Source organism: Devosia oryziradicis (genome assembly GCF_016698645.1).
GTDB lineage: Bacteria > Pseudomonadota > Alphaproteobacteria > Rhizobiales > Devosiaceae > Devosia > Devosia oryziradicis.
Genome location: NZ_CP068047.1, coordinates 2,970,513 through 2,991,961 on the forward strand (window position 1 = coordinate 2,970,513; position 21,449 = coordinate 2,991,961).

A 21,449-nucleotide genomic window follows, 5' to 3' on the forward strand; every position below is an offset into this window, starting at 1 on the left:
GAGACGCGTCCACCGTTCGCGGGAGGAGACTACGGAGCGCAGATGCCCGGGTCTTCCAGCGTGCAGAGGTCAAGACCGGTGAACTTGGGGTCTTCGACGGTGCCGCCACCGATGAGCTCGATCAGGATGTCGGGCGCCTCGTTGCCCATCTGATAGGGCCGCTGGCCGATCTGGAAGTGGCTACGGCCCTCATTGAAGGCCTGGACCTGCGGCGGCAGAGTGTCGCCGGCAATGATGATCAGGTCCTTGCTCTTGAGCCGATCCATGACCTGGTCGGTGTTCTGCGCATAGGCTTGCGGGCCGAACTGTGCCCAGCCGCCGACCAGGATAAAGGCGGTCAGATCCGGATTGGCGGTGAATACGTCGGCCATCTGCTGGTTAGCAGTGGGGATATCGTCATTGGTGAAGACCGGGCAGCCTTCGATTTCGGTCCAGCCATTGGTGTCGGCCAGGCGTTCGATGCCCTTGGTGCCGGCAATGGTGTCGCGGAAACCGGCAGCACGCTCGTTGATGTTGGCTGCCGCGACGTTGCCCAGCTGCAGGCACACGGTGCCGCCTTCGGGCTTGAGCTTCATCAGCTCGTTGGCCATGCCGACACCCATGTCGTAGTTGTTGGTGCCGAAATAGGTCTTGCGCAGATCGGCGTCCGCCGGAAGCAGATCAGCGTCGACGGTGATGATCGGCATGGTCGGCGCGACCGAACGCAGCATGTTGGCCATTGCCGGCGCATTGGAAGGCGAGATGGCGATGCCAGCGACGCCACGGCTGATCAGGTCCTGCACGATCTGAACTTCGCCGGCTTCGTCCGAGCTCAGGGCCGGGCCGGTGTAGAGACATTCATATTCGCTGTCGGGATTGGCGGTGTTCCAATCCGCACAGCCCTGCCCCATGACCGTGAAGAACGGGTTGTCCAACCCCTTCACCACGACGGCCAGGATTTTCTTATCCTGGGCATGAGCGCTGCCGGCGAGCGCTCCCACGATGGCAAGTCCGGCCAAGGCAATCATAGTCTTCTTCATAGCGTCCTCCCTATGTGACTTCGTCCGTTATCGGACCCCCGGTTGGTTCAGCCGACGTACCAGACCTTTCGCGGATCATCCGCGGCCCTTTGGTAAGCGAAGGCTGCATCAACAAGACTTATGGCGTCATGCGCCGGCTCCCAGTTCAGCGCGTGCCGCGCCTTGCTGTTGTCGAGCCAGTTGGAATGGAATGGTGTCTCGATGCGGACGCTGTGCAGGCCGCGGCTGCGCTCGAGATGGGCCGCCACGGTGCCGTAGTCGAGCGGCCGGTTCATGGCGATGTTGAACAATTGCTGCCGCGCGGCCGGGTTGTCGAGAGCGGCAAGCATGGCCTCGACCAGGTCGGTCACGTGGATGAAGCTGCGCCTGAGCGGCTGGCCGGCGCTGTCTATCAGAAGGGGCACCCGTCCCTCCCCCGCGTAGCGGGCCTGCTCTTCGGTCGAGATGACCTCGGTCCATGCCGGTCCACCAAACTGGTCGGCGCCGAAACTCAGTGCATAGCGGAAATCGTCCTTCTCCATGATCCACGGCGCGCGCAGGCAGCAGCCATTGATGTCGTACTGGATATAGTACTGCTCGAGCATGACCTCCTCGAGCACCTTGGAGAGGGCGTAGACGCCCGGATAGGGGCGGCGCGGCGAGGTCTCGGTGATCGGTTCATCATAGGCGACCGAGATGTGCCCTACCGAGCAATCACCGCCGATCAGCATGAACTGTTCCGCAGTCGTGCTGCTCCGGAACGCTTCAAGCAGCCAGAACATGCCCTTTACCGACACGTCCATGGCCTGCTGGGGGTCTTCCTTAACGGTCGCCATGTGGATGACATGGGTGACGCCAGCCATTGCCGCTTCAACGGTATCACGATCGGCGATCGAGCCCCGGATGCTCTCGACCCGGGCATGCGGCGGCAAGGTGCGATTGTGGCAGATGGCGCGAATGCGCGTCTCGGCCCAGCGCGGGTCCGACAGGATGCGCCCAAGCAAAACCTGCCCAACCTTGCCGGTTGCCCCGGTCACTAGCAAAAGCATCAGCCCCTCCGTTGATTAATACTAATTAGCTGCTTCGCCGCCCGTCAATGGAAAATTATCATTCATATTATTTGACAGATTGCGTCAGCATCCCTTACGCAATCCCCGTTTTCCTGGCGCGCTGCTGATTCAGCCGAGTCTGGATTGACGACGAAAGAAGACGCTGCAATATATTGATTACTAATAGAACGCAGGATCGAACCTGCTGACGTGAGGGGGCTCACCGCATGGCGGTTCTGGAACTTGAGGGCATTTCCAAGCACTATGGCGCGATAACGGCGCTGACCGATATTTCACTGACGCTGCAGGCCGGCGAGGTCGTTGGGCTGGTCGGCGACAATGGCGCGGGCAAGACCACGCTCGTCAAGATCATTGCCGGGAACTTCCACCCCAGCGAGGGCCAGATCCGGCTCAACGGACAGCCGGTGGAACTGCACGGGCCTAAGGATGCGCGCTCCAAGGGGATCGAAATCGTCTACCAAGACCTGGCGCTGGCCGACAACCTGACTGCGGCTGCCAATATCTTCCTGGGCCGCGAGCTGACCACCTTAGCCAAGACGACCGCGCAGGCCGAACTGCCTTGGTACAAGCGACGCAAGTGGTGGCAATTCGTCCTGCCCGAACTGCTGGACTACCAGGCCATGTATCGCCGTTCGGCCGAATTGTTCGCGGAACTGAAGTCGGAAACCCGGCCGCGCGACCTGGTACGGCGCATGTCGGGTGGTCAGAGGCAGGCGGTCGCCATTGCCCGCACAAGGCTGTCCAATCCGCGCATCGTGCTGATGGATGAGCCGACCGCGGCCATCAGCGTGCGGCAGGTGACCGAGGTTCTCAACCTCATCCGTCGCCTGCGGGACCAAGGTATGGCGGTGGTGCTGATCAGCCACCGTATCCCGGACGTATTTGCCGTCTGCGACCGTTTGCTGGTGCTTCGGCGCGGGCGGATGGTGGCGAACAAGCGGGTTGCCGACAGCTCGCCCGAAGAGGTGACCGGCCTCATCACTGGCGCGATCGAAAGCGCCTAGAAGGAACGATCATGAGCGCCGATACATCCCTGCAAAAGGCTATCGACCAACAGACCCACACCACGTTCGGGTCATGGCTGGTCAGCCGCCAGATATTCTGGGTTCTGCTGGCCGCCGTGCTGTCCGTCATCGCCATGTCGATGCTGACCAGCACCTTTGCCACGCCGAACAACCTGTTTAACGTCACGCGCAATTTTGCATTTGTCGCCATCGTCGCCATCGGGATGACGGCCGTGATCATCACCGGCGGGATCGACCTGTCCGTCGGCTCGACCGTGCTGATCTCGGCGATGACAACGACGGTCATCATGCATGCCGGGTTGCCGATCGCGCTGGCCTTTCCGGCGGCCATGGCCGCTTCGCTGCTCGTTGGCGCCATCAACGGAACGCTGATCGCCATCGCCGGCATGCCCAGTTTCGTGGTGACACTGGGCATGATGTCGATCGCGCGCAGCATCGGCATGGTGATGTCGAACAATGCGCTGATCTACGAATTCGGACCCGACCAGGCCATCCTCTTTGCCATTGGCGGCGGCTCGGCGAATCTGTTCGGCCTACCCATACCCAATCCCGTGCTCGTGATGGTGGGTTTGGGCCTGGTGACGGCATTCGCGCTGCGCTGGACGCGCTGGGGACGCTATCTCTACGCCATCGGCGGCAATGAGCGGGCGGCCATCCTCACGGGCGTGCCGGTCAAGGCGGTCAAGGTCTCGGTCTATATGTTCGTCTCGTTCTGCGCCGGCATTACCGGGTTCCTCGAGGCCGGCTGGCTCGGCTCGGTGACGACGGGCCTGGGCACCGGCATGGAACTGACCGTCATCGCCGCGACGGTGATCGGCGGCGCCAACCTGGCCGGCGGCAGTGGGACGGCGGTAGGCGCGGTGGTCGGCGCGGCGCTGATCGAAATCATCCGCAACAGCCTGACCCTGCTGGGTATCAGCACCTTCTGGCAGGGCACGTTTGTCGGCAGCTTCATCGTTCTGGCGGTCGCATTCGACCACCTGCGCAACAAAGACATAGGCGAATAAGAGGGGAAGACAGACAGGAGCCCTGTTTACTAATATTCATTATCTGCCTATCATTAATATGACGAAGGCCTGCAGTTTCCTGGAGGAGGCGACTGTAGCGAGAGGCCGGGTCAAGACCGCTCAATCGTGAGAAAGTCCGGGCCGATGCTCGGCGAGGGAGGATAGACTATGAAGCATACCGTGACGTTTGCTGGCCTGTTGGCAGCCAGCCTGATGCTGGGCGTTTCCGCCCAGGCACAGGACAAGCAGCAGCTCGCCTTCGTGGTGAATGCCGCGTCCGATTTCTGGAAGCTGGCCGAAGCCGGCGTGAACAAGGCTCAGGAAGAGCTGCCCAATTATGAAGTGCAGTTCCGCTATCCTGCCCAGGGCACGGCAGCGCTGCAGAACTCGCTGATGGACGACCTGGTTGCCGCCGGCACCGACGCCATCATGATCTCGTCGGCAGATCCGGCGAACTCGATCGACGCCTTCAACCGCATTGCCGCCCAGGTGCCGCTGTTCACCACCGACAGCGATGCGCCGCAGAGCGATCGCATTGCCTACCTGGGCTCGTCCAACACGCTGGCCGGCGTGCAGGCGGGCGAAGAAATGGTCAAGGCGATGCCTGATGGCGGCAAGTGCATGGGCTTCGTGGGCTTCCTGGGCGCCGATAACGCCAAGGAACGCATTGCCGGCTTCAAGCAGGCAATCGAAGGTCACAACATCGAGCTCGTGGACGTTCGCGGCGACGACGTGGACTTCGCCCGTGCCCGCACCAATGTCGACGACGTTCTGGTCGCCAACCCGGAAATCAACTGCATGGTCGGGTTCTATTCCTACAACCCGCCCAAGATCTACGAAGCCCTGCAGGCAGCCGGCAAGCTGGGCCAGATCACCGTGGTCGCCTTCGACGAAGACCCGGTCACCCTGGGCGCCGTGCGTGAAGGCAGCTTCGCGGCGACCATCGTGCAGCAGCCCTATGAATGGGGTTATCAGGGCATGAAGCTGATGGCAGCCTATCTCGAGGGCGACAAGTCGCAGATCCCCGAGGATGGCCTGATCATCGTGCCGACCAAGGTCATCAATGCCGAGAATGTCGATGAGTTCGAGGCGGACCTGAAGGCCAAGATCGGCGGCTAATTCCCTTGCACCGATCGTCCGGCGGCGCGGCTTGTTGCTACGCCGCCGGTTTCTTGTAGTCTCGGACCTGCCATGACCCTGAGCCAACCTGCCACCGGCGCCCCTGCCCCGGCTGCACAAGCAGCTGCGGAGCCATTCCTGCGGCTGACCGGCGTGCGAAAATCCTATCCCGGCGTACAGGCTCTCGACGGCCTCGACCTCGAGGTTCGGCCCGGCGAGGTCATTGGCCTTGTCGGCGAGAACGGCGCCGGCAAGTCGACGCTGATGAAAATTCTCGGCGGCGTCACCACGCCCGATAGCGGCAGCATCGAGGTAGACGGCGTCCCCTATGCCGCACTGACCGTGGGCGGTTCACTGCGCGCCGGCATTGCCTTCGTGCACCAAGAACTCAACCTGTTCGACAACCTGGACGTCGCCGCCAATGTGTTCATCGGGCGTGAGCCGCGCCGCTTTGGCGTGCTCAACCTGGTCGATACGGCCAAGCAGCGCGACGCGGTGCAGCCGCTGCTGGACCAGTTGGGCGCCAACTTTTCTCCTGAAACGCCGGTCAACAAGCTGTCGCTGGCGCAGCAGCAACTGGTCGAAATCGCCAAGGCCCTGTCGCAGGACGCCCGGCTGGTGATCCTGGACGAGCCGACATCGAGCCTGCCCATCGCCGAAACCGAGAAGCTGCTGGCCGTCATCGAGCGCATGCGCGCCCGCGGCATCGCCGTCATCTTCGTGTCGCATCGCCTGGGCGAAATCGAGCGCGCCTGCGATCGCGTGGTGGTGCTGCGCGACGGGCGGCTGGTGGGCAAGCTCGCCAAGGACGAGATCAGCCACGACCGGCTGGTCAAGCTGATGATCGGCCGCGAACTCAAGGTCGTCTACACTCCACCCCAGGGCGGGCGCGGCAGCGTTGCCCTCGCAGCGCGTGGGGTGCGCACGGCCGCCTATCCCGGCCATCCCGTCGATCTGGAGCTGCATCGCGGCGAAATTCTCGGGCTGGCCGGGCTCGTCGGCTCGGGCCGCACCGAACTTGCCCGCGCCATGTTCGGCATCGATCCGATCTACGGGGGCAGCCTGGTCAGCGATGGACAGCCGATCCGGCTGACAGGTGCAAATGACGCAGTGCAGCATGGCATTTTCCTCGTCCCCGAGGACCGGAAGGGCACTGGCATCCTGCTCGACCTGTCGGTAGCAGAGAACATTTCACTGCCCAATCTCAGCGCCTATTCGGTGGCGACCCTGGTGTCGGCCGAGCGGGAGAACGGACAGGCCGAGCAAAGCCGCAGCCAGTTGGCGATCAAGGTACCCACCGTGGCCACGCGGACCGGGTCGCTCTCGGGGGGCAACCAGCAGAAGGTGGTGCTCGCCAAGTGGCTGGCCATGGCGCCGCGCGTCATCATTTTCGACGAGCCGACGCGCGGTATCGATATCGGCGCCAAGTCCGAAATCTACCGCCTGATGCGCTCCCTCGCCGATTCCGGCGTCGCGGTGCTGATGATCTCGAGCGACATGGAAGAAGTGATCGGGGTCTCGGACCGGATCGCCGTCATGCATGAAGGTGGCATTTCCGGCATGCTGGAACGCGACCAGTTCAGTGAAGAAAACGTCCTCCTGCTCGCCGTCGGCAAGCCGGTTGGTTCCCGGAGAAACGTGCAGTGAGCAAGAAAGACATCGGCCTATTGGTGCTGATCCTGGTGGTGGCGGCGGGGGTTTACCTGCGCAATCCGCTGTTCCTGTCGCCCAACAACATCTCCAATACGGCCAACCTGATCGGCCTGTTCGGCCTGTTTTCCATCGCCCAGGGCTTCGTCATCATCACCGGCGGCATCGACCTGTCGTCGGGCTCGATGATTGCGCTGCTTGGCGTGCTGTTTGTCGACCTGGTTGGCAACAAGGGCGTGCCGTGGCCCATCGCACTGCTGATCGTGCTCATCCTGGGCATCCTGCTGGGGCTGGCGCATGCGCTGCTGATCACCCGGCTCAAGATGCCGCCCTTCGTGGTGACACTGTGTGGCCTGCTGATCTATCGCGGCGTGGCGCGCGGCTATACCGGGGATGCAACGGCAGGTTTCCCGTTCGGCAGCACCTATCCGGGCCTCGATTTCTTCACCGCCCGCGTCTACGGCATCCCCACTTCGCTGCTGCTGCTGGTCGTCGTCGGCATCATCGCCTGGATCGTCCTCCATCGCTCGGTATTCGGCCGCTACCTCTTCGCGGTGGGCAAGAACGAGGAAGCTGCCAGGTTTTCCGGCATTCGCACGAACCTGGTGATCGGCGCCGCCTATGTGATCTGCGCGGCGCTCACCGCCCTCTCTGCCGTGTTCTTCGCCATGTATACGCGGTCGGTCTCGCCGTCTTCTCAGGCCAATTTCTATGAGCTCTATGCCATCGCGGCTGCAGTGCTTGGCGGGTTCTCGCTCCGTGGTGGCGAGGGGTCGATCATCGGCGTGATACTTGGCGCGATCCTGCTGCAAATCCTGCAGAACCTGGTCAACCTGCTCGGCATTCCCTCGTCGCTGAACTTTGCGGTGATGGGCACGGTTATCCTGATCGGCGTGCTTGTCGACCAGCAGTTGGGCGTCTATCGGGCGCATCGACGCCTGGTCGAGGCGGCACGAGAGACAGCCGCCGAGTAAGGCCCCGGCGGCAGGCATATCAGCCTTCAGACGACCACGGGAAATGGCAGGTCAACCGGCTTGCCGCCCGGGAGCTCAACCTGCTGCTGCCCGCCCGCCCAAGTGACGGTCACGGTCTGGGGTCCCGAGGAGACGAGGCGGGCTGCGGTCACCCTGCCATCGGCCCAGCTCAGATCGACCTCGATGCCGCCCATGGCGCGTACACCGCGCAGCCGTCCCTTGGGCCACGCCGAGGGCAAGGCCGGCAGCAGTTGGATACTTCCGGGCCGGGATTGAACGAGCATCTCCAGGATGCCGGCCGCACCGCCAAAGTTGCCGTCGATCTGGAAGGGTGGATGGGCGTCGAAAAGGTTGGAATAGCTGCGCTCGGGATGCAGGAGGCGCGCCAGCACGGAATAGGCGTGGTCGCCGTCGAGCAGCCGGGCCCACAGATTGATGCGCCAGCCGATGCCCCACCCGGTGGCGTCGTCGCCGCGGATCTCGAGCGAACGACGAACGGCGGCAAACAGATCGGGCGTAGCGGCGGGGTTGATCTGCTGGCTTGGATAGAGGCCATAGAGGTGGGAGACGTGGCGGTGATGGATTTCGGGCACGTCCATGTCCCAATCCTCCAGCCATTCCTGAAGCTGGCCGGCGCCGCCGATGCGGTCGGCGGGCAGGCGCGAACGGGCGGCGGCACATTCGGCGCGCAGGTCGGGATCGAGGCCGAGCTGTTCGGCGGCAGCGATGGTGGCGTCAAACAGGTCCCGCAGGATCTGGCTGTCCATGGCTGGGCCGGCGCAGATGGTAGCACCAAGGGGGTGGACGTTTTCCGGCGACAGCGAGGGGTTGGTGACCAGCAGGTCAGTCCCCGGAAGCGGGACAAGCGTATCGAGGAAGAACTCGGCGGCCCCCTTGAAGGCAGGGTAGAGGCGGCGCACCAGTGCTTCGGGGTAACCCTGATAGGCGGCGTGGCTCCACAGGTGAGCGCAGAGCCAGGCGCCCCCGGTTGGCCACAGGCCCCATTGCGCGCCATCGACGGGACCGGTTGCGCGCCACAGGTCGGTATTGTGATGGAGGACCCAGCCGCGGGCCCCATAGTGGCTCGACGCCATGGCGCGACCAGTGACCGTCAGGTCATCCAGGAGATCGAGCAAGGGCTCCATGCACTCGGCCAGGTTGCCCGGATCGGGCAACCAGTAATTCATCTGGAGGTTGATGTTGGTGGTGTATTTGCTGCCCCAGGGCGGGCTGGTCTCGCGATTCCAGATGCCTTGCAGCGTTGCCGGCTGGGTGCCGGGGCGACTGCTTGTGATCATCAGATACCGGCCATACTGCACATACAGCGCCGCCAGGGCCGGATCGTCCCCCTCCGCAAAATCCCTGATGCGGAAATAGGTCGACAGGTCTGCCGCCGGGGTCCGGCCAAGATCGATATCGAGCCGCCGGAACAGTCGGCGGTGCTCGGCCAGGTGGGCCTCAAGCAGAGCATCGAAGCCTTGATCGACGGCTGCCGCCATGCGGTCGGCAATGCGAGCTTGTGGGTCGCCCGAAACGTCGTCGAAGCGAACAAAGCTGGTGGCAATATCCACCAGGATGGTCACAGCATCGGCCTTCGCGACGATCAGACGCGTTGGCTCGCGCGACAGGGTCCCGCCTTCCGGCAGCACGCGAGCCTCCATGGCAAAGGTCAGGGCGCCGGCAATGCCATGCTCGCCACCGTTGTGCCCGGCGAAGCGCACGGCATCGCCGGAGACACTAACCTGCCCGTGCTGCGGACTGGTGAGCCCCACGCCGACATCGACCGCGCCCGCTCGGTCGGCACTGATGCGAACGACCAGCACACCGTGCGGCGCCGAGATAAACGCCTCGCGCGTGTAGGTCACGCCCTTCACACGGTAGGTCGTCGTGGTCACGGCGCGATCGAGGTCGAGCGAGCGCCGGTAGTTGCTGAACAGCTCGGGATGAACGACATCGAGATAGAGGTTGCCGGCCGGCTGATAGGACATTTCGAGGTAAGGCCGCGCCATCGAGTGGGCGTTGGCCAACGCTTCGGCCTCGGCATAGCGCCCGGCAAAAACGAGCTGGCGAACCGCATCCAGATTGGATTTGGCCTCGGGGTTTATCGGCTGGTAGGGGCCGCCCGACCAAAGCGTCGACTCGTTGAGCTGAAATTCGTCCCGCGCGACCCCGCCAAACACCATGGCGCCAAGCCGCCCATTGCCCAGAGGAAGGGCATCGGTCCACTTGGAGGCGGACGAATTGTACCAGAGTTCGAGGTCAGTCACGGAAGATACTCCAAAGTCGTCAGCGGGCGGGCCTGGCGGAGCCCCGCAGGATGATGTCGCAATCGATCGCAATCGTGCTGCGTCCCAGCGTTTCGGGATTGGCGAGGCGATCGGACAAGAGATCGGTCATCGCTTCGGCCAGCCTTTCCAGCGGCTGGCCAACGGCGGTAATGCCCGGGCTATGCATGCGGAAGGCCGGTACGTCGTCGAAACTGACCAAAGACAGATCGTCGGGTATGCGGATGCCGTGTTCGCGCGCCCAGGTGAGCGCGCCAAGCGTCATGTTGTAGTTGGCACAGAAAACGGCGGTCGGCGGCGAGGACATGGCCATGAGGTCGCGAAGGCAGGCATAGCCGCCGGTTTCCCGCCAATCGCCGCTGACCACCAGTTCCGGCGCCGCGGCCATGCCGTGGCCAGCATAGGCATCGTGAAAACCCGCCAGCCGGTCACGCGCCGCGGAGTCCCGCAGGTTGCCGTGGATGGTGGCTATCCGTGTGTGGCCCAGATCGAGCAGGTGATCGACCAGTCGCGCGCTGGCCCTGCGGTTCTCGACAAAGACCCGGTCGACCGGAAGGCCCGGGATGTCGTTGTCGTAGAGCACGACGATCAGGCCATCGTCGACATATTTGAGGATCTGCGACCGCAGCCGCTCCTCGCCATCGATGATAAGGGCATCGACACGGTGCGAGGCAAAGAATTCAAGGCCCTCGGCAATCGATTGCGGCTGCTGGTCATGGCAGAAAGACAGGACCGCCCGACCCGTCAGCCGCATCTTGCGACTGAGTTTTTCGAGCAATGCGGCATGGAACTCGCCCAGCGACGGCACCATCAGCCCAACAATGTGGGTCGTGTCCGTTTTCATGGAAACGGCGACGGCGTTGCGGCGATAGCCCAAATCGGCGATGGCGCGCTCGATCTGGTCGCGATTGCTCGTGCGCACCGGCAAGCCATTGAGATGCCGTGATACCGTACCGATCGCGACGCCTGCCGCTTCGGCGACATCGACGATGGTTGCTTGCCGCTTGCGAAGTCCGGGAGGTTTAACAGGCTCCATTCAGACGCTGTCTTCGAAGACGAGGGCGGTATGGATGTGAAGGCTCGGCAAGGTGACGCGATAGGCGCCCTGCCCTGCCTCGCTCCAGGCGATATCCTGGCCACTCAGCGCGTCATAGACGCGGCTGGGAGGATTGGGCAGGCGAACCGTGGCGGAGACCGGGCCAAGGGCGGGGATGTCCTCAATCATTTCCATGACCCGTGTCGTGTCGCCCGCTGGCACCGCTTTGCCGCGCACCTGTGGCGGACCATAGAGCAGATGCAGCACATGGCGGCCCTGCGGCTCCTGCCGAACCAGGGTGGCGCGGCCGGCCGAGGGAAGATCGGTGGTCAGGGCCGGGTTGGGGACCAGCGCATCCAGCAGGCCGCGCACGATGTATTTGTACAGAGGCTGGCCCATGGCGTGGTAGATCGAAAAGATCGGGTAAGCGACATAGGCGACGCCATCGTGTAGGGTCACCCCCGCCCCCAGTGGTGCGGCGTCGGGGTCGTCCGGCGTATGGGCATGGGACGAAAAATGCTGGTAGGTCCGGTTGAAATAGGGCCGGACGACCTCGGCAAGAACCTGCGCCCCCTGGGCCTCGATGACCTGCGCGGTGCCGTAGACCACGAAAGGTGAGTTCGTCATGCCGGCATCGAGCTGCTTGCTGGCGCGCAGGTATGACGGAGTGAAGTCCGCTGGCCCGCGACTGACGATGCCGGCTGAAACGGCGAAGCGGCCGTCGTCACCGAGGGCCGACTTGCCTGACACCAGCAGTTTGCCGCCGGCGGCAAGGTACGCATTGAGGCGCTGTGCGAGCTCTGTGTCGACGGGCACCTCATCGGGCAGGATGATCAGGCGATAGTTGGCGAAATCGGCGCTCGGATCGATGACGTCGAACGGGCGCTTGAGTTCGAGCAACATCTGGGCCGCGCCATCATCGGCGCGGTTGTTGTGGTCGCCGGCGCTGTGGAAATATTCGGCCGTGAGGATGGCGACTTCCGAAACCTGGCGGGCGCCTTCGAGATAGGGCTCAAGCTTCTCGATGCGGGCATAGGCCGGGGCGATCGAGGCATAGGTGTCCGGGTTGATGGCGCCGCTGGGGTGCAACTGATCCCCGACCAGGCATTTGGCACCCAGGGCTACCATCTGCGAAACTTCGTATTCCAGCGCGTGCGGGTGCTTGAAGCCGCCGAACTCGCCCCATGACGTGTGGAACTTGCCCGTCTGGCCGAGGAAATCAAATCCCAGCGTCGCGGCGTAGCGGGCGCTGGAGGGGAAGTGATCGTAACCCCAGCCGCCCGTGGGGAGGCTTTCCAGTTCGAGATGCGAATAAGGGGCAAAGCGTTTGGGCCCCTGCTTATGGATGTGGCCGCAATTGTAGAAGATGCGCAGGCCAGGAAATTCGGGGCGCAGCGCGGCGCTCATCTCGCTGCGGAAAACCTCGTTGACCCACTCATCCTTCTTGAGCCGATCTTCCGGTTTTTCGGGGTCGAGGCCCTGTGCCGCCATGGTATCCAGGCATGCCTGGCACACGCAGTCGGGGGCCAGGACGATGTCGAAGAACAGGCCGGGCGTGGCGTAGCCCGAGGCAATCTCGCGCGCCTGCGCCAGCAACTCGTCGCGATACTCCTTGTGGTTGAGGCATAGCGTGTGCCAGCCGGCTTGGAGCTGACCTGGATCGAAGCGGTTCCGGGTGGCAGAACGGACGCGCCATTCTGGATGCAGGCGAGCGTTGCGCTCATCCCATTGCACCGAAATGTAGATCGGACACTCAATATCGGCTGCCGTCAGCGCTTCGACCATGTCGCCCATCAGGTTGCGCGTCAGGTGCGGATGAGGCGCGCCAACCTGGGTGGGGTAGTAGGACCAGCCATGGTGGCACTTGGCAAAGATGGTCACTGAATCCACATGGGCCGCCTTGAGCGTCCCGACGAACTCCTGGGGATCGAAGGCCGACCCGATGTTCGGGATATGCTCGGAGGTGTGAAAGTCCAGGTGGATCTGGCGGTATCGCAGCGGCTTGTTGGTACGGGCAGGCATCATTGCTCCATGAACCCGGCGCATCTGCAACCGGCACAAACTGGTGTCAAAGATGGGGAAACCAGCATCAGGCCGCCCCCCTGCGGCAATCGACGCTGCGGTTTCGATCAATTAAGTTGAAACGTTATCAACTTCCGCGGTTTTGGCAAGAGTTCGATGGATCGCCGTGTGGGCGGCGAGCCTGCCTACTATGGCCCCGTCAGGCGGCCGCGATGAAAGGCCGCCCGATTGTGATCTAGATCAAAGAAGGCCCCGTCCGAGTCGCATAGGCTCGATCCAAAGCGAAAGGACACACCATGTACACACGTATCGTTGTCGGCATTGACGGCTCCGAACTGGCCGGCAAGGCCTTGCGACATGCACTGGCGCTGGCGAAGAACAGCGGCGCAAAGCTGTTTCTTGTGACTGCAACCGAACCCTCCGTGCTGGTCACGGCAGGTGCCGAGTTCATGGCGGTGGATACCGGGGCGATTGTCGCCGATCTCGAGGAGATCAAGGCGAAGTCGGCTCAGGCGACGCTGGCTGCCGCCGAGACCCTTGCCGGGGCCGAGGGCCTTTCCGTCAGCAAGATCCATGTCCCGGCCAGCATTGCAGCTGACGCCATCCTCAAGACCACCAATGACCAGGGCGCCGACCTGATCGTCATGGGCTCGCATGGCCGGCGCGGCCTGGGCCGCTTGCTGCTGGGCAGCCAGGCCGCCGAAGTGCTGGCGCGTGCCCAAGTACCGGTATTGGTCGTTAAATAGGCGCGTTGCCGCCGCTAACATGGTAGCTGTGGCGCGCTTGGCTGATTTCCAGTATTGGCGCTGCACAACCCTGCCGAGTGTGCACCATGCCCCTGCCCCGCCTGATTGCCGTCATCGACATCGGCAAGACCAATGCCAAGGTGGTGCTGATCGACTCCAGCACGCACCTGCAGCTGGCAGGGCGGAGCACGCCGAATGCAGTACGGCGCGACGGGCCCTATCCGCATGCCGACGTCGACATGCTGTGGCGCTTCATCCTCGATAGCCTGCGCGCATTGCATGCCGAGCATGGGGTGGACGGCATTTCCATCACCACGCATGGTGCCACAGCGGCGCTCATGGCGGGTGACCAACTGGCCATGCCCGTGCTGGACTATGAGCATGGCGGGCCGGAGGAAACCGCTGCTGCCTATGATGCCGTTCGGCCGGACTTCACGGAGTCGCTGTCGCCGCGCTTGCCCAACGGGCTCAACCTGGCGGCACAGCTTTTCTGGCAGGCTCAGGCTCATGCCGCGGACTTTGCGCGGGTAACCGCAATCCTGACCTATCCACAATACTGGGCCTGGCGGCTGACCGGCGTGATGGCCAGCGAGGTCACGTCGCTTGGGTGTCACACCGATCTATGGGCGCCGGTGCGGACGCAGTTCTCGAGCCTGGTGGCCGCCGAAAACTGGGACAAGCTCTTCCCCCCGGTCAGGCCTGCCGCATCGGTGCTCGGGCCCATCCGGGGCGAGGTCGCTCGGGACACCGGTCTGCCTGCAGGGACGCCCGTAACCTGCGGCATCCACGATTCCAATGCATCGCTGCTGCCGCATCTTGGTGCGCATGCAACGCCCTTCACGATCCTGTCGACGGGGACCTGGACCATTGCCATGACTGTTGGTGGCGATACCGACAAGCTCGATGCCGACCGGGATAGCCTTGCCAATGTCGACGCTTTCGGCCGGGCCGTGCCCACGGCGCGATTCATGGGCGGCCGCGAGTTCGACCAGCTGGTAGGCGACGTCGTTGTGCCCAGCCCGACCGAGGTGGCCCGGGTGATCGCTGACGACATTCGGGTGCAACCAAATTTCACGCCAGGGGTAGGACCATTCCCACATGCAAGGGGTCGATGGACGCATGACCCCGACGGACTGACCGCCGGGGAGCGCACGGCAGCGGCATCGCTTTACCTGGCGCTGGTGACCCGCGCCTGCCTCGACCTCTGCGGCCTGGGGCGCGATGTCATCATCGAGGGGCCGCTGGCGCGCAACGCGCTCTTCGGCCAAGCGCTGGCCAAGCTCAGCGGCGTGCCGGTACACGCTTCGGGCGACGCGACCGGAACAAGCCTGGGCGCCAGCATGCTGTTCGGTGCCGGCAAGCGTCGTGCCGTGGCCGGACCGGCGGCCGCGCCGCTCGATATAGCCGGCTTCGACGCCTATGCGGCGCGCTGGCGGGCAGAGATCGCCTAGCAGCCTTGCGCCCGCTGACGATGCGGCTCAGCCTGCCGATGCCAATATTGATGGGGACAGGAGGTTGGCATGGCTCAGCATCACGTTGTTATCGTCGGTGGCGGTTTTGGCGGCTTGGCGGCAGCGCAGGCGCTTGAGGGCGCCGGCGTCCGGATCACGCTGATCGACCGGCGCAACCACCACCTGTTCCAGCCCCTGCTCTACCAGGTGGCGACCGCGGCGCTGGCTACGTCGGAAATCGCCTGGCCGGTGCGGCACATCCTCCGCCAGCGCCGTGATGTCACGACACTGCTTGCCACGGTGACTGGCGTGGACGTCGCCGGAAGAGCCGTGCTGCTCGATGAAGGCAGCCGCGTCGGCTATGACAGCCTGATTATCGCCACTGGCGCGCGCCACGCCTATTTCGGTCATGACGCGTGGGAGCAATTCGCACCCGGTCTCAAGACATTGGAGGATGCGACCACCATCCGTCGCAAGCTGCTGACGGCTTTCGAGGCGGCGGAGCGCGAAACCGATCCAGAACGCCGCCGGGCATTGCTGACCTTTGTGCTGATCGGCGCGGGACCGACCGGCGTCGAAATGGCAGGCGCCATCATCGAGCTGGCGCGAGTGACACTGCGCGGCGAGTTCCGCAGCATCCGGCCTGATGAAGCGCGCGTCGTGCTGATCGAGGGCGGCCAGCGGGTACTGGCCAATTTCAGACCGGAACTATCGGACTACACGCTCAAGGCGCTGCGACACCTCGGTGTCGAGGTGGAATTGGGCGCAGCGGTGACCGAAATCGATGCGAACGGCGTGGTCTATGGTGGCAAGCGCCTGGATGCGGCAACGATCATCTGGGCGGCCGGCGTACAGGCATCGCCTGCCGCCAGGTGGCTCGGCGTGGAAGCGGACCGGGCCGGCCGGGTCAAGGTGGAGCCCGACCTGACGGTGCCCGGGCATCCGGAAATTTTTGTCATCGGCGATACGGCTACCATCACCATGCCCGACGGCAAGCCGGTGCCGGGCGTCGGCGACGCCGCCAAGCAGGGCGGCAAGCATGCCGCGCGCGTCATCCGGACGCGACTGGGCCGCTTCGGCAAGCCGGTGCCGTTCCGCTACAACCATGCCGGTGACCTGGCGACGATCGGCAAGCGCGCCGCCGTGATCGACTTCGGCTGGACGCAGTTGAGAGGATGGCTGGCCTGGTGGGTCTGGGGCCTGGCGCACATATACTTCCTGATCGACACCAGGAACCGGCTGGCAGTGGCGATGAGCTGGCTATGGATCTATCTCAGCGGCCAGCGCAGTGCCCGGCTGATTACCCAGGGCGACGCGGTCGCAATGGCCCGCGAACCCGCCAAGCACTAGCGCTCCACGGCTTCGTCCACCGAGGTCGCCTGCTTGTGGAGGCTGCGTTCGCGCAACCAGATGTAGAGGCCGCTGCCGATGATGATCGCAGCGCCCAGGAAAAACCACCTGTCGGGAGGCTGGTTGAAGATGACCCAGCTGGCCAGCGCCAGGTAGAGCAGTTGCAGGTAATTGAACGGGGCCAGCGTGGCCGGGGTGGCGTAGTGGTGCGCCACGGAAATCAGGACGTGGCCGAGGACACCGGCCGTACCGAGGGTGAAGAAGGCAACCCAGCCAATCGCATCGCCCGGCCATACCCAGCCACCGGTGACGGCGAAGGGCGTTATGGCGACCAGAGCAATGGCGCCGGCATAGAACTGCTGCGTCATTGCGCCATCCACCCCTGCCAGCTTGCGGGTGAGGATGCCGAAGACGGCCCCGGAGAATGCGGCGAAGAGGCTGAGCAGCGCAGCCGGGTGGAACGCCTCGGTGCCCGGGCGGATGATGACCAGGATGCCGACGAATCCCACCGCAATGGCGAGCCACCGGCGCCAGCCCACTGTCTCACCCAGCATCGGCCCCGACAAGGCGCAGACCATGAGCGGCATCGTAAAGAGCAGCGCACCGGTCACCGTCAGCGGGAGGTAGCGCATCGACAGAAAGTTTCCCGCCGTCGACCCGAGCAGGCAGAGGCCCCGCCCGACCTCGAGCTTCCAGTTGCCGGTCCTGAGCAGGCTCCGCCCACGAACCGGCAGAACCAGCAGCAACAGCAGGCCGACATGGATGCCATAGCGAGCGAACATGATCTCTGTCGTCGGAATCCCCACGGTGGAGAGCCACTTGGCGGAGACATCGAGGAAGATCAGGATCGACTGGGCCAGCAGCAGGATGAGGATGGCCTTGTTGGCATTGTGTGAAACCGGGGCCGCCATCAGCGTTCCTCGGTTACCGGGCTGGCCACCTTCGCCAGGGTGCGCTCGCGCAGCCAGATGTAGAGCCCGCTGGCCATGACGATTGGCGCACCGACATAGAGCCAGGCGTCAGGCGGTTGGTTGAAGATGATCCAGCTGGCGGCGGTGAAGAACAGGATCTGCACATAGCCAAAGGGCGCCAGCGCCGAGGCCGGGGCGAAACGTGACGCCACCGTCAGAAACTGGTGGCCGGAAAAGCCGATCACGCCGATCAGCGCCAGCACGGCCCAGTCGACGGCACTGACCGGCCATACCCAACTGGCAATAGCGAATGGCGCCAAGGCCAGCGTCGGCAGGGCTGCGCCGTAAAACTGCTGCGTACCGGCGGAATCGACGACCGCCAGGCGCCGGGTCAGCATGGCATAGCAGGCATAGGACAGGGCGCCGCCTAGCGACAGCAGCGTTGCTGGATGGAACACCTCGCTGCCGGGACGAACGATGATCAGGACGCCGACGAAGCCGACTGCGATCGCCGTCCATCGCCGCCAGCCCACACGTTCGCGCAGAAAGACCACCGAAAGCGCGGTGATGATCAAGGGGACGGTAAAGCCGATAGCTCCGGCCACGGTCAGCGGCAGGTAGCGGACCGCGGTAAAGTTGCAGAGGGTGGATCCCACCAGGGCAGCGGCGCGCGCGATCTCCAGCCAGAAATTGTTGGTGCGGACCAGACCCACCCCCTTGGTCGGGAGATTGATGGCGGCGGCAAGGCCCAGATGCACGGCATATCGGACGAACATGATCTGCAAGGCCGGCAGACCCGCCAGGGCAAGCCACTTAGCCGAGCTGTCGAGGCAGACGAACAGGAAATAGGCCGCGAGCGCGAGCCCGATTCCAAGCAGGCGGCGCTCCTCGATAGGCGCTGGGGTGGTCGACATGGCTGGTCCGAAAAGGCGCGCGCAAGGGCGCGAAGTGGTCTGCTAGCGTTGAGTGATGCGCCGGAGCATGTCAATGCGGCGGAGGATAAATCTTGTATGGAAGTACGAGTTCCGAGCTTGCGGCCCCACCTACCTCCCCAATCTAAGGGGAGGTTCTCTCCACTCGTGGGGAAGATGCAGCCTTGTCCACCGGCCGGCACCTCCCCCTCGATGGGGGAGGCTGGGAAGGGTGGGGCCGAGCGCGGGAAGCTTTAGAACGTCTCGCTGAGGTTCCGGACTTTCAACGACTTGACCAGTTCCGATGCGGTCGGCTTGGCGCCGTGCCGTGGGGTGAAGGTGAGGTCGGTGTTGCGGCCTGGCAGCAGCGTCACGGCGTTGTCGGAGAAGTAACCCGGCACATCGACCGTGGCGGTGACGAACAGCGCGGGTTGGTCGCTTGTGAGTGTGAGCACAAGCTGGCCATCGACATCGGACCATGCAGCCCGCACCTTGGGCTGGACGAGTTCGTAAGCCTTGTAGGGCTTGGGGAAATAGTCGTTTTCGCCCAAGAGGTTACCCTTGGCATCGCGCCAGGAAAAGAACAGAAACTCGTCGGATGCGAGGTCCTTGAACGGAATGGCGGCAATGGTGATTGCGCCATCGGGACTGATGGCCGTATTGCCCGAGAAGACCACCCGGTCACCACCCGCAATCTTCACCGCCCGCACTTCGAGCGAGATACTCACCGGCTTGGCGGTGTCGTTGATCCCCCGCAGCACGATGCTGGTCGGGGGCTGATTTTCCACCGGCGTGCCGCGAGAATTCGTGCTGATTTCTTCGATGACCGGCACGGCGACCACGTTGACTGGCAGGAAGAAGCGCTTGGCCATGTATTGCAGCAGCTTCCACTGCCCGCCGTAGTCGAGGCTGGACCAAGAGGCGACCGGCCAGATGTCGTTGATCTGCCAGAACAGGGTGCCCATGCAGCGCGGCTTGGTAGAGCGCCAGTATTCAATCGCGGTCTTGATGGCGAGGCCCTGCTGGATCTGGCTGAGGAACACCATCTGGTCGAAATCGCGCGGGAAACGGAAATAGCGCGTCATGGTCTCGAGGATGCGCGCATTGCCGCCGGCATTGCGCTGGTGGTTTTCCATGACCGGCGAGGATGGGTTGCGGTCCTTTTCCTCGGCGAAAGTCTCGATGACATTCATCGAGGTGAAGGACTGGAAGCCGAATTCGGAGGCGAAGCGCGGATTGACTGTGCGGTAGGCCTCGAACGGCTTGGCCGAATGCCAGACGTCCCAATAGTGCGTGTCGCCGCGAGTGTCGGCGTGCCAGCCGTCCGAGAAATCGAGATAGCCCATGGACGGAGACGACGGCCAGAAGCGGCGGGACGGGTCCTCGTCCTCCACGATATTGCCCAGCATGTTGTTCAGGCGGTCGTAGTTGGCGACATAGCGCTCTGGCGCCGCCTTGGTCTCCGGATACCAGTGCAGCGAGCCGATGACTTCGTTGTCACCGCACCACAAAGCAATCGAAGCGTGGTGGCTGAGACGGCGCACCTGCTGGGTGATTTCGGTGCGGACATTGTCGAGGAAGGGGCGATCGGACGGGTAGCTCATGCAGGCAAACATGAAATCGTGCCAGATGAGGATGCCGAGCTCGTCGCAGAGTTCGTAGAAATAGTCCGGCTCGTACTGGCCACCGCCCCAGATGCGGAGCATGTTCATGTTAGCGGCCTTGGCGCTTTCGAGCAGGTCGCGGATGACGTCCGGGGTGATGCGCGAAGGGATCGCGTCGGCCGGAATCCAGTTCGCGCCCATCATGGTGATGTCGCGGCCGTTGATGCGGCACTTGAAGGTGTGATCGATCTCATCGGGCTCGACCACCCATTCGAGTTGCCTGAGGCCGATCTGCCTCACAGTCTTTTCGCCTTCGAGATTGGTCACGAGTTCGTAGAGCGGCTGCTCGCCCTGCCCCGCCGGCCACCAGAGTTTTGGTGCGTGGATGGTGACGTTATGGGTGAAGACGTTTTCGCCCTTCTGCACCACGACCTTGTCCGTAATCACCTGGCCATCGATGGTGTGTTCAAGTTCCACCTCACCGTGAGCAAAGGCGAAAAGGCGAGTCTTTATCGAGAGTTCGACCGAGTTGCTGCCATGGGCCTGGTCGACCTGGACGCTCTCCTGGCGGGCCAGGCGCGACTTGCGCAGGCTCATTGTGCCATAGACGCCGATCGGCATCAGGCAGATGCCCCAGTCCCAACCCGCGTGGCACGCCGCCTTGCGGATGAAGTTCATGTGGATGCCCTTCAGGCCATTGGTCTGGTAGTTCTTAGTGAAGGGGATGGGGAACGGATGGGCGTCGGCGCGAGCCTTGGCCACGTCGGGGGCAATGTCGAATTCGATGCGCAGCGTGTTGTCGCCCGCGCGCACCTTGCCGGTTACGTCGATGTCGTTGCGGATGAAGCTGTTCTGCGTTTTGGCGACGACCTCGCCATTGAGCAGGATGGTGGCGATGCAATCCACCTCGGCCAGGGTCAGCGTCAGGTAGCCGTCGATATCGGCGGCGCTGGCTGTAAAGCTGCGCTCGACCGCCCAGGCGGTCTCGTTGACCCACATCACCGTCTTTTCGTTTTCACCGAAATATGGATCGGGAATGCGGTTGGCAGCCAGCAAAGCGGTGTGCACGTCACCCGGCAGGGTGATCGGCGCCTGGACGTCTGTGGTCGGCGAGGACAGGGCGAAAGTGCCCGTCAGATCAAGGGCGGAATAGGTGGCGGTCAGGGCCATTGCAGTCTCCTCGGGACCGTCCGGGACGGGGTCGGTCTAAGCTGGGTGGCGATCCGGTGTCCGGATTGCAATCGATTTCGGCAGCGTTCTAGCTGGTCTCGGCCCGCCTTCCAATGGGTC

General features: G+C 63.6%; 16 protein-coding genes. 8 read left to right on the top strand and 8 right to left on the bottom strand.

The window, feature by feature from the left end:
- Positions 1–29: 29 nt before the first annotated feature.
- Both JI749_RS14800 and JI749_RS14805 read right to left on the bottom strand, forming a co-directional pair.
- Positions 30–1,019, bottom strand: a complete 990-nt coding sequence (locus JI749_RS14800; protein WP_201655534.1) for a substrate-binding domain-containing protein — start codon at positions 1,017–1,019, stop codon at positions 30–32.
- A 47-nt stretch (positions 1,020–1,066) separates the two neighbouring features.
- Entirely contained in the window at positions 1,067–2,047 is a 981-nt protein-coding gene (locus tag JI749_RS14805; RefSeq protein WP_201655537.1) for an NAD-dependent epimerase/dehydratase family protein, read from the bottom strand.
- A 227-nt stretch (positions 2,048–2,274) separates the two neighbouring features.
- Between JI749_RS14805 and JI749_RS14810 the strand changes: the two genes are divergently transcribed.
- The 5 genes from JI749_RS14810 (at position 2,275) to JI749_RS14830 (ending at position 7,843) form a co-directional block, all read left to right on the top strand.
- Positions 2,275–3,072: an ATP-binding cassette domain-containing protein gene (locus JI749_RS14810; RefSeq protein ID WP_201655540.1), complete on the top strand. Its 798-nt coding sequence runs from the start codon at positions 2,275–2,277 to the stop codon at positions 3,070–3,072.
- A gap of 11 nt (positions 3,073–3,083) precedes the next feature.
- Complete coding sequence (locus JI749_RS14815; protein WP_201655543.1) at positions 3,084–4,100, top strand: ABC transporter permease; 1,017 nt, start codon at positions 3,084–3,086, stop codon at positions 4,098–4,100.
- Between the two features lie 168 nt (positions 4,101–4,268).
- Positions 4,269–5,219 (top strand): sugar-binding protein, encoded by a 951-nt coding sequence (locus JI749_RS14820; protein ID WP_201655546.1) that lies wholly within the window; start codon positions 4,269–4,271, stop codon positions 5,217–5,219.
- 72 nt (positions 5,220–5,291) lie between these two features.
- Positions 5,292–6,866, top strand: a complete 1,575-nt coding sequence (locus tag JI749_RS14825; RefSeq protein ID WP_201655549.1) for a sugar ABC transporter ATP-binding protein — start codon at positions 5,292–5,294, stop codon at positions 6,864–6,866.
- Positions 6,863–7,843 (top strand): ABC transporter permease, encoded by a 981-nt coding sequence (locus tag JI749_RS14830; protein ID WP_201655553.1) that lies wholly within the window; start codon positions 6,863–6,865, stop codon positions 7,841–7,843. The genes JI749_RS14825 and JI749_RS14830 overlap by 4 nt, the downstream gene beginning before the upstream one ends.
- Positions 7,844–7,869: 26 nt before the next feature.
- On the opposite strand, the gene JI749_RS14835 is transcribed toward JI749_RS14830, so the two are convergent.
- Genes JI749_RS14835 through JI749_RS14845 form a run of 3 tightly spaced genes read right to left on the bottom strand, consistent with a single transcriptional unit; the run spans position 7,870 to position 13,186 of the window.
- Entirely contained in the window at positions 7,870–10,110 is a 2,241-nt protein-coding gene (locus JI749_RS14835; RefSeq protein WP_201655557.1) for a glycoside hydrolase family 95 protein, read from the bottom strand.
- Positions 10,111–10,129: 19 nt separating this feature from the next.
- Entirely contained in the window at positions 10,130–11,164 is a 1,035-nt protein-coding gene (locus tag JI749_RS14840; RefSeq protein WP_201655560.1) for a LacI family DNA-binding transcriptional regulator, read from the bottom strand.
- On the bottom strand, positions 11,165–13,186 hold the full coding sequence (locus JI749_RS14845; protein WP_201655563.1) for a beta-galactosidase trimerization domain-containing protein: 2,022 nt from the start codon (positions 13,184–13,186) through the stop codon (positions 11,165–11,167). It lies immediately after the preceding gene.
- Positions 13,187–13,482: 296 nt separating this feature from the next.
- On the opposite strand from JI749_RS14845, the gene JI749_RS14850 reads away from it, so the two are divergent.
- The 3 genes from JI749_RS14850 to JI749_RS14860 all read left to right on the top strand — a co-directional run bounded on the left by JI749_RS14850 (position 13,483) and on the right by JI749_RS14860 (position 16,733).
- Positions 13,483–13,932, top strand: coding sequence for a universal stress protein (locus JI749_RS14850; protein ID WP_201655566.1), 450 nt, complete (start codon positions 13,483–13,485; stop codon positions 13,930–13,932).
- Positions 13,933–14,018: 86 nt separating this feature from the next.
- The gene (locus JI749_RS14855) at positions 14,019–15,383 is read left to right on the top strand and encodes an FGGY-family carbohydrate kinase (protein ID WP_201655569.1); all 1,365 of its coding nucleotides are present in this window, start codon (positions 14,019–14,021) and stop codon (positions 15,381–15,383) included.
- Positions 15,384–15,452: 69 nt separating this feature from the next.
- Positions 15,453–16,733: an NAD(P)/FAD-dependent oxidoreductase gene (locus tag JI749_RS14860; protein ID WP_201655572.1), complete on the top strand. Its 1,281-nt coding sequence runs from the start codon at positions 15,453–15,455 to the stop codon at positions 16,731–16,733.
- Here the strand turns inward: JI749_RS14860 and JI749_RS14865 are convergent.
- From JI749_RS14865 to JI749_RS14875, 3 genes are all read right to left on the bottom strand, one after another.
- The gene (locus JI749_RS14865; RefSeq protein ID WP_201655575.1) at positions 16,730–17,644 is read right to left on the bottom strand and encodes a DMT family transporter; all 915 of its coding nucleotides are present in this window, start codon (positions 17,642–17,644) and stop codon (positions 16,730–16,732) included. The genes JI749_RS14860 and JI749_RS14865 overlap by 4 nt on opposite strands.
- Positions 17,644–18,558: a DMT family transporter gene (locus JI749_RS14870; RefSeq protein ID WP_201655578.1), complete on the bottom strand. Its 915-nt coding sequence runs from the start codon at positions 18,556–18,558 to the stop codon at positions 17,644–17,646. Before JI749_RS14870 ends, JI749_RS14865 begins: the two co-directional genes overlap by 1 nt.
- 251 nt (positions 18,559–18,809) lie before the next feature.
- Positions 18,810–21,329, bottom strand: coding sequence for a beta-mannosidase (locus JI749_RS14875; RefSeq protein ID WP_201655581.1), 2,520 nt, complete (start codon positions 21,327–21,329; stop codon positions 18,810–18,812).
- Positions 21,330–21,449 lie beyond the last annotated feature (120 nt).

Coding starts and splice junctions, on each gene's coding strand:
- JI749_RS14800 (WP_201655534.1), bottom strand. CDS start 1,019: ATGAAGAAGACTATGATTGCCTTGGCCGGACTTGCCATCGTGGGAGCG.
- JI749_RS14805 (WP_201655537.1), bottom strand. CDS start 2,047: ATGCTTTTGCTAGTGACCGGGGCAACCGGCAAGGTTGGGCAGGTTTTG.
- JI749_RS14810 (WP_201655540.1), top strand. CDS start 2,275: ATGGCGGTTCTGGAACTTGAGGGCATTTCCAAGCACTATGGCGCGATA.
- JI749_RS14815 (WP_201655543.1), top strand. CDS start 3,084: ATGAGCGCCGATACATCCCTGCAAAAGGCTATCGACCAACAGACCCAC.
- JI749_RS14820 (WP_201655546.1), top strand. CDS start 4,269: ATGAAGCATACCGTGACGTTTGCTGGCCTGTTGGCAGCCAGCCTGATG.
- JI749_RS14825 (WP_201655549.1), top strand. CDS start 5,292: ATGACCCTGAGCCAACCTGCCACCGGCGCCCCTGCCCCGGCTGCACAA.
- JI749_RS14840 (WP_201655560.1), bottom strand. CDS start 11,164: ATGGAGCCTGTTAAACCTCCCGGACTTCGCAAGCGGCAAGCAACCATC.
- JI749_RS14845 (WP_201655563.1), bottom strand. CDS start 13,186: ATGCCTGCCCGTACCAACAAGCCGCTGCGATACCGCCAGATCCACCTG.
- JI749_RS14850 (WP_201655566.1), top strand. CDS start 13,483: ATGTACACACGTATCGTTGTCGGCATTGACGGCTCCGAACTGGCCGGC.
- JI749_RS14855 (WP_201655569.1), top strand. CDS start 14,019: ATGCCCCTGCCCCGCCTGATTGCCGTCATCGACATCGGCAAGACCAAT.
- JI749_RS14860 (WP_201655572.1), top strand. CDS start 15,453: ATGGCTCAGCATCACGTTGTTATCGTCGGTGGCGGTTTTGGCGGCTTG.
- JI749_RS14865 (WP_201655575.1), bottom strand. CDS start 17,644: ATGGCGGCCCCGGTTTCACACAATGCCAACAAGGCCATCCTCATCCTG.
- JI749_RS14870 (WP_201655578.1), bottom strand. CDS start 18,558: ATGTCGACCACCCCAGCGCCTATCGAGGAGCGCCGCCTGCTTGGAATC.
- JI749_RS14875 (WP_201655581.1), bottom strand. CDS start 21,329: ATGGCCCTGACCGCCACCTATTCCGCCCTTGATCTGACGGGCACTTTC.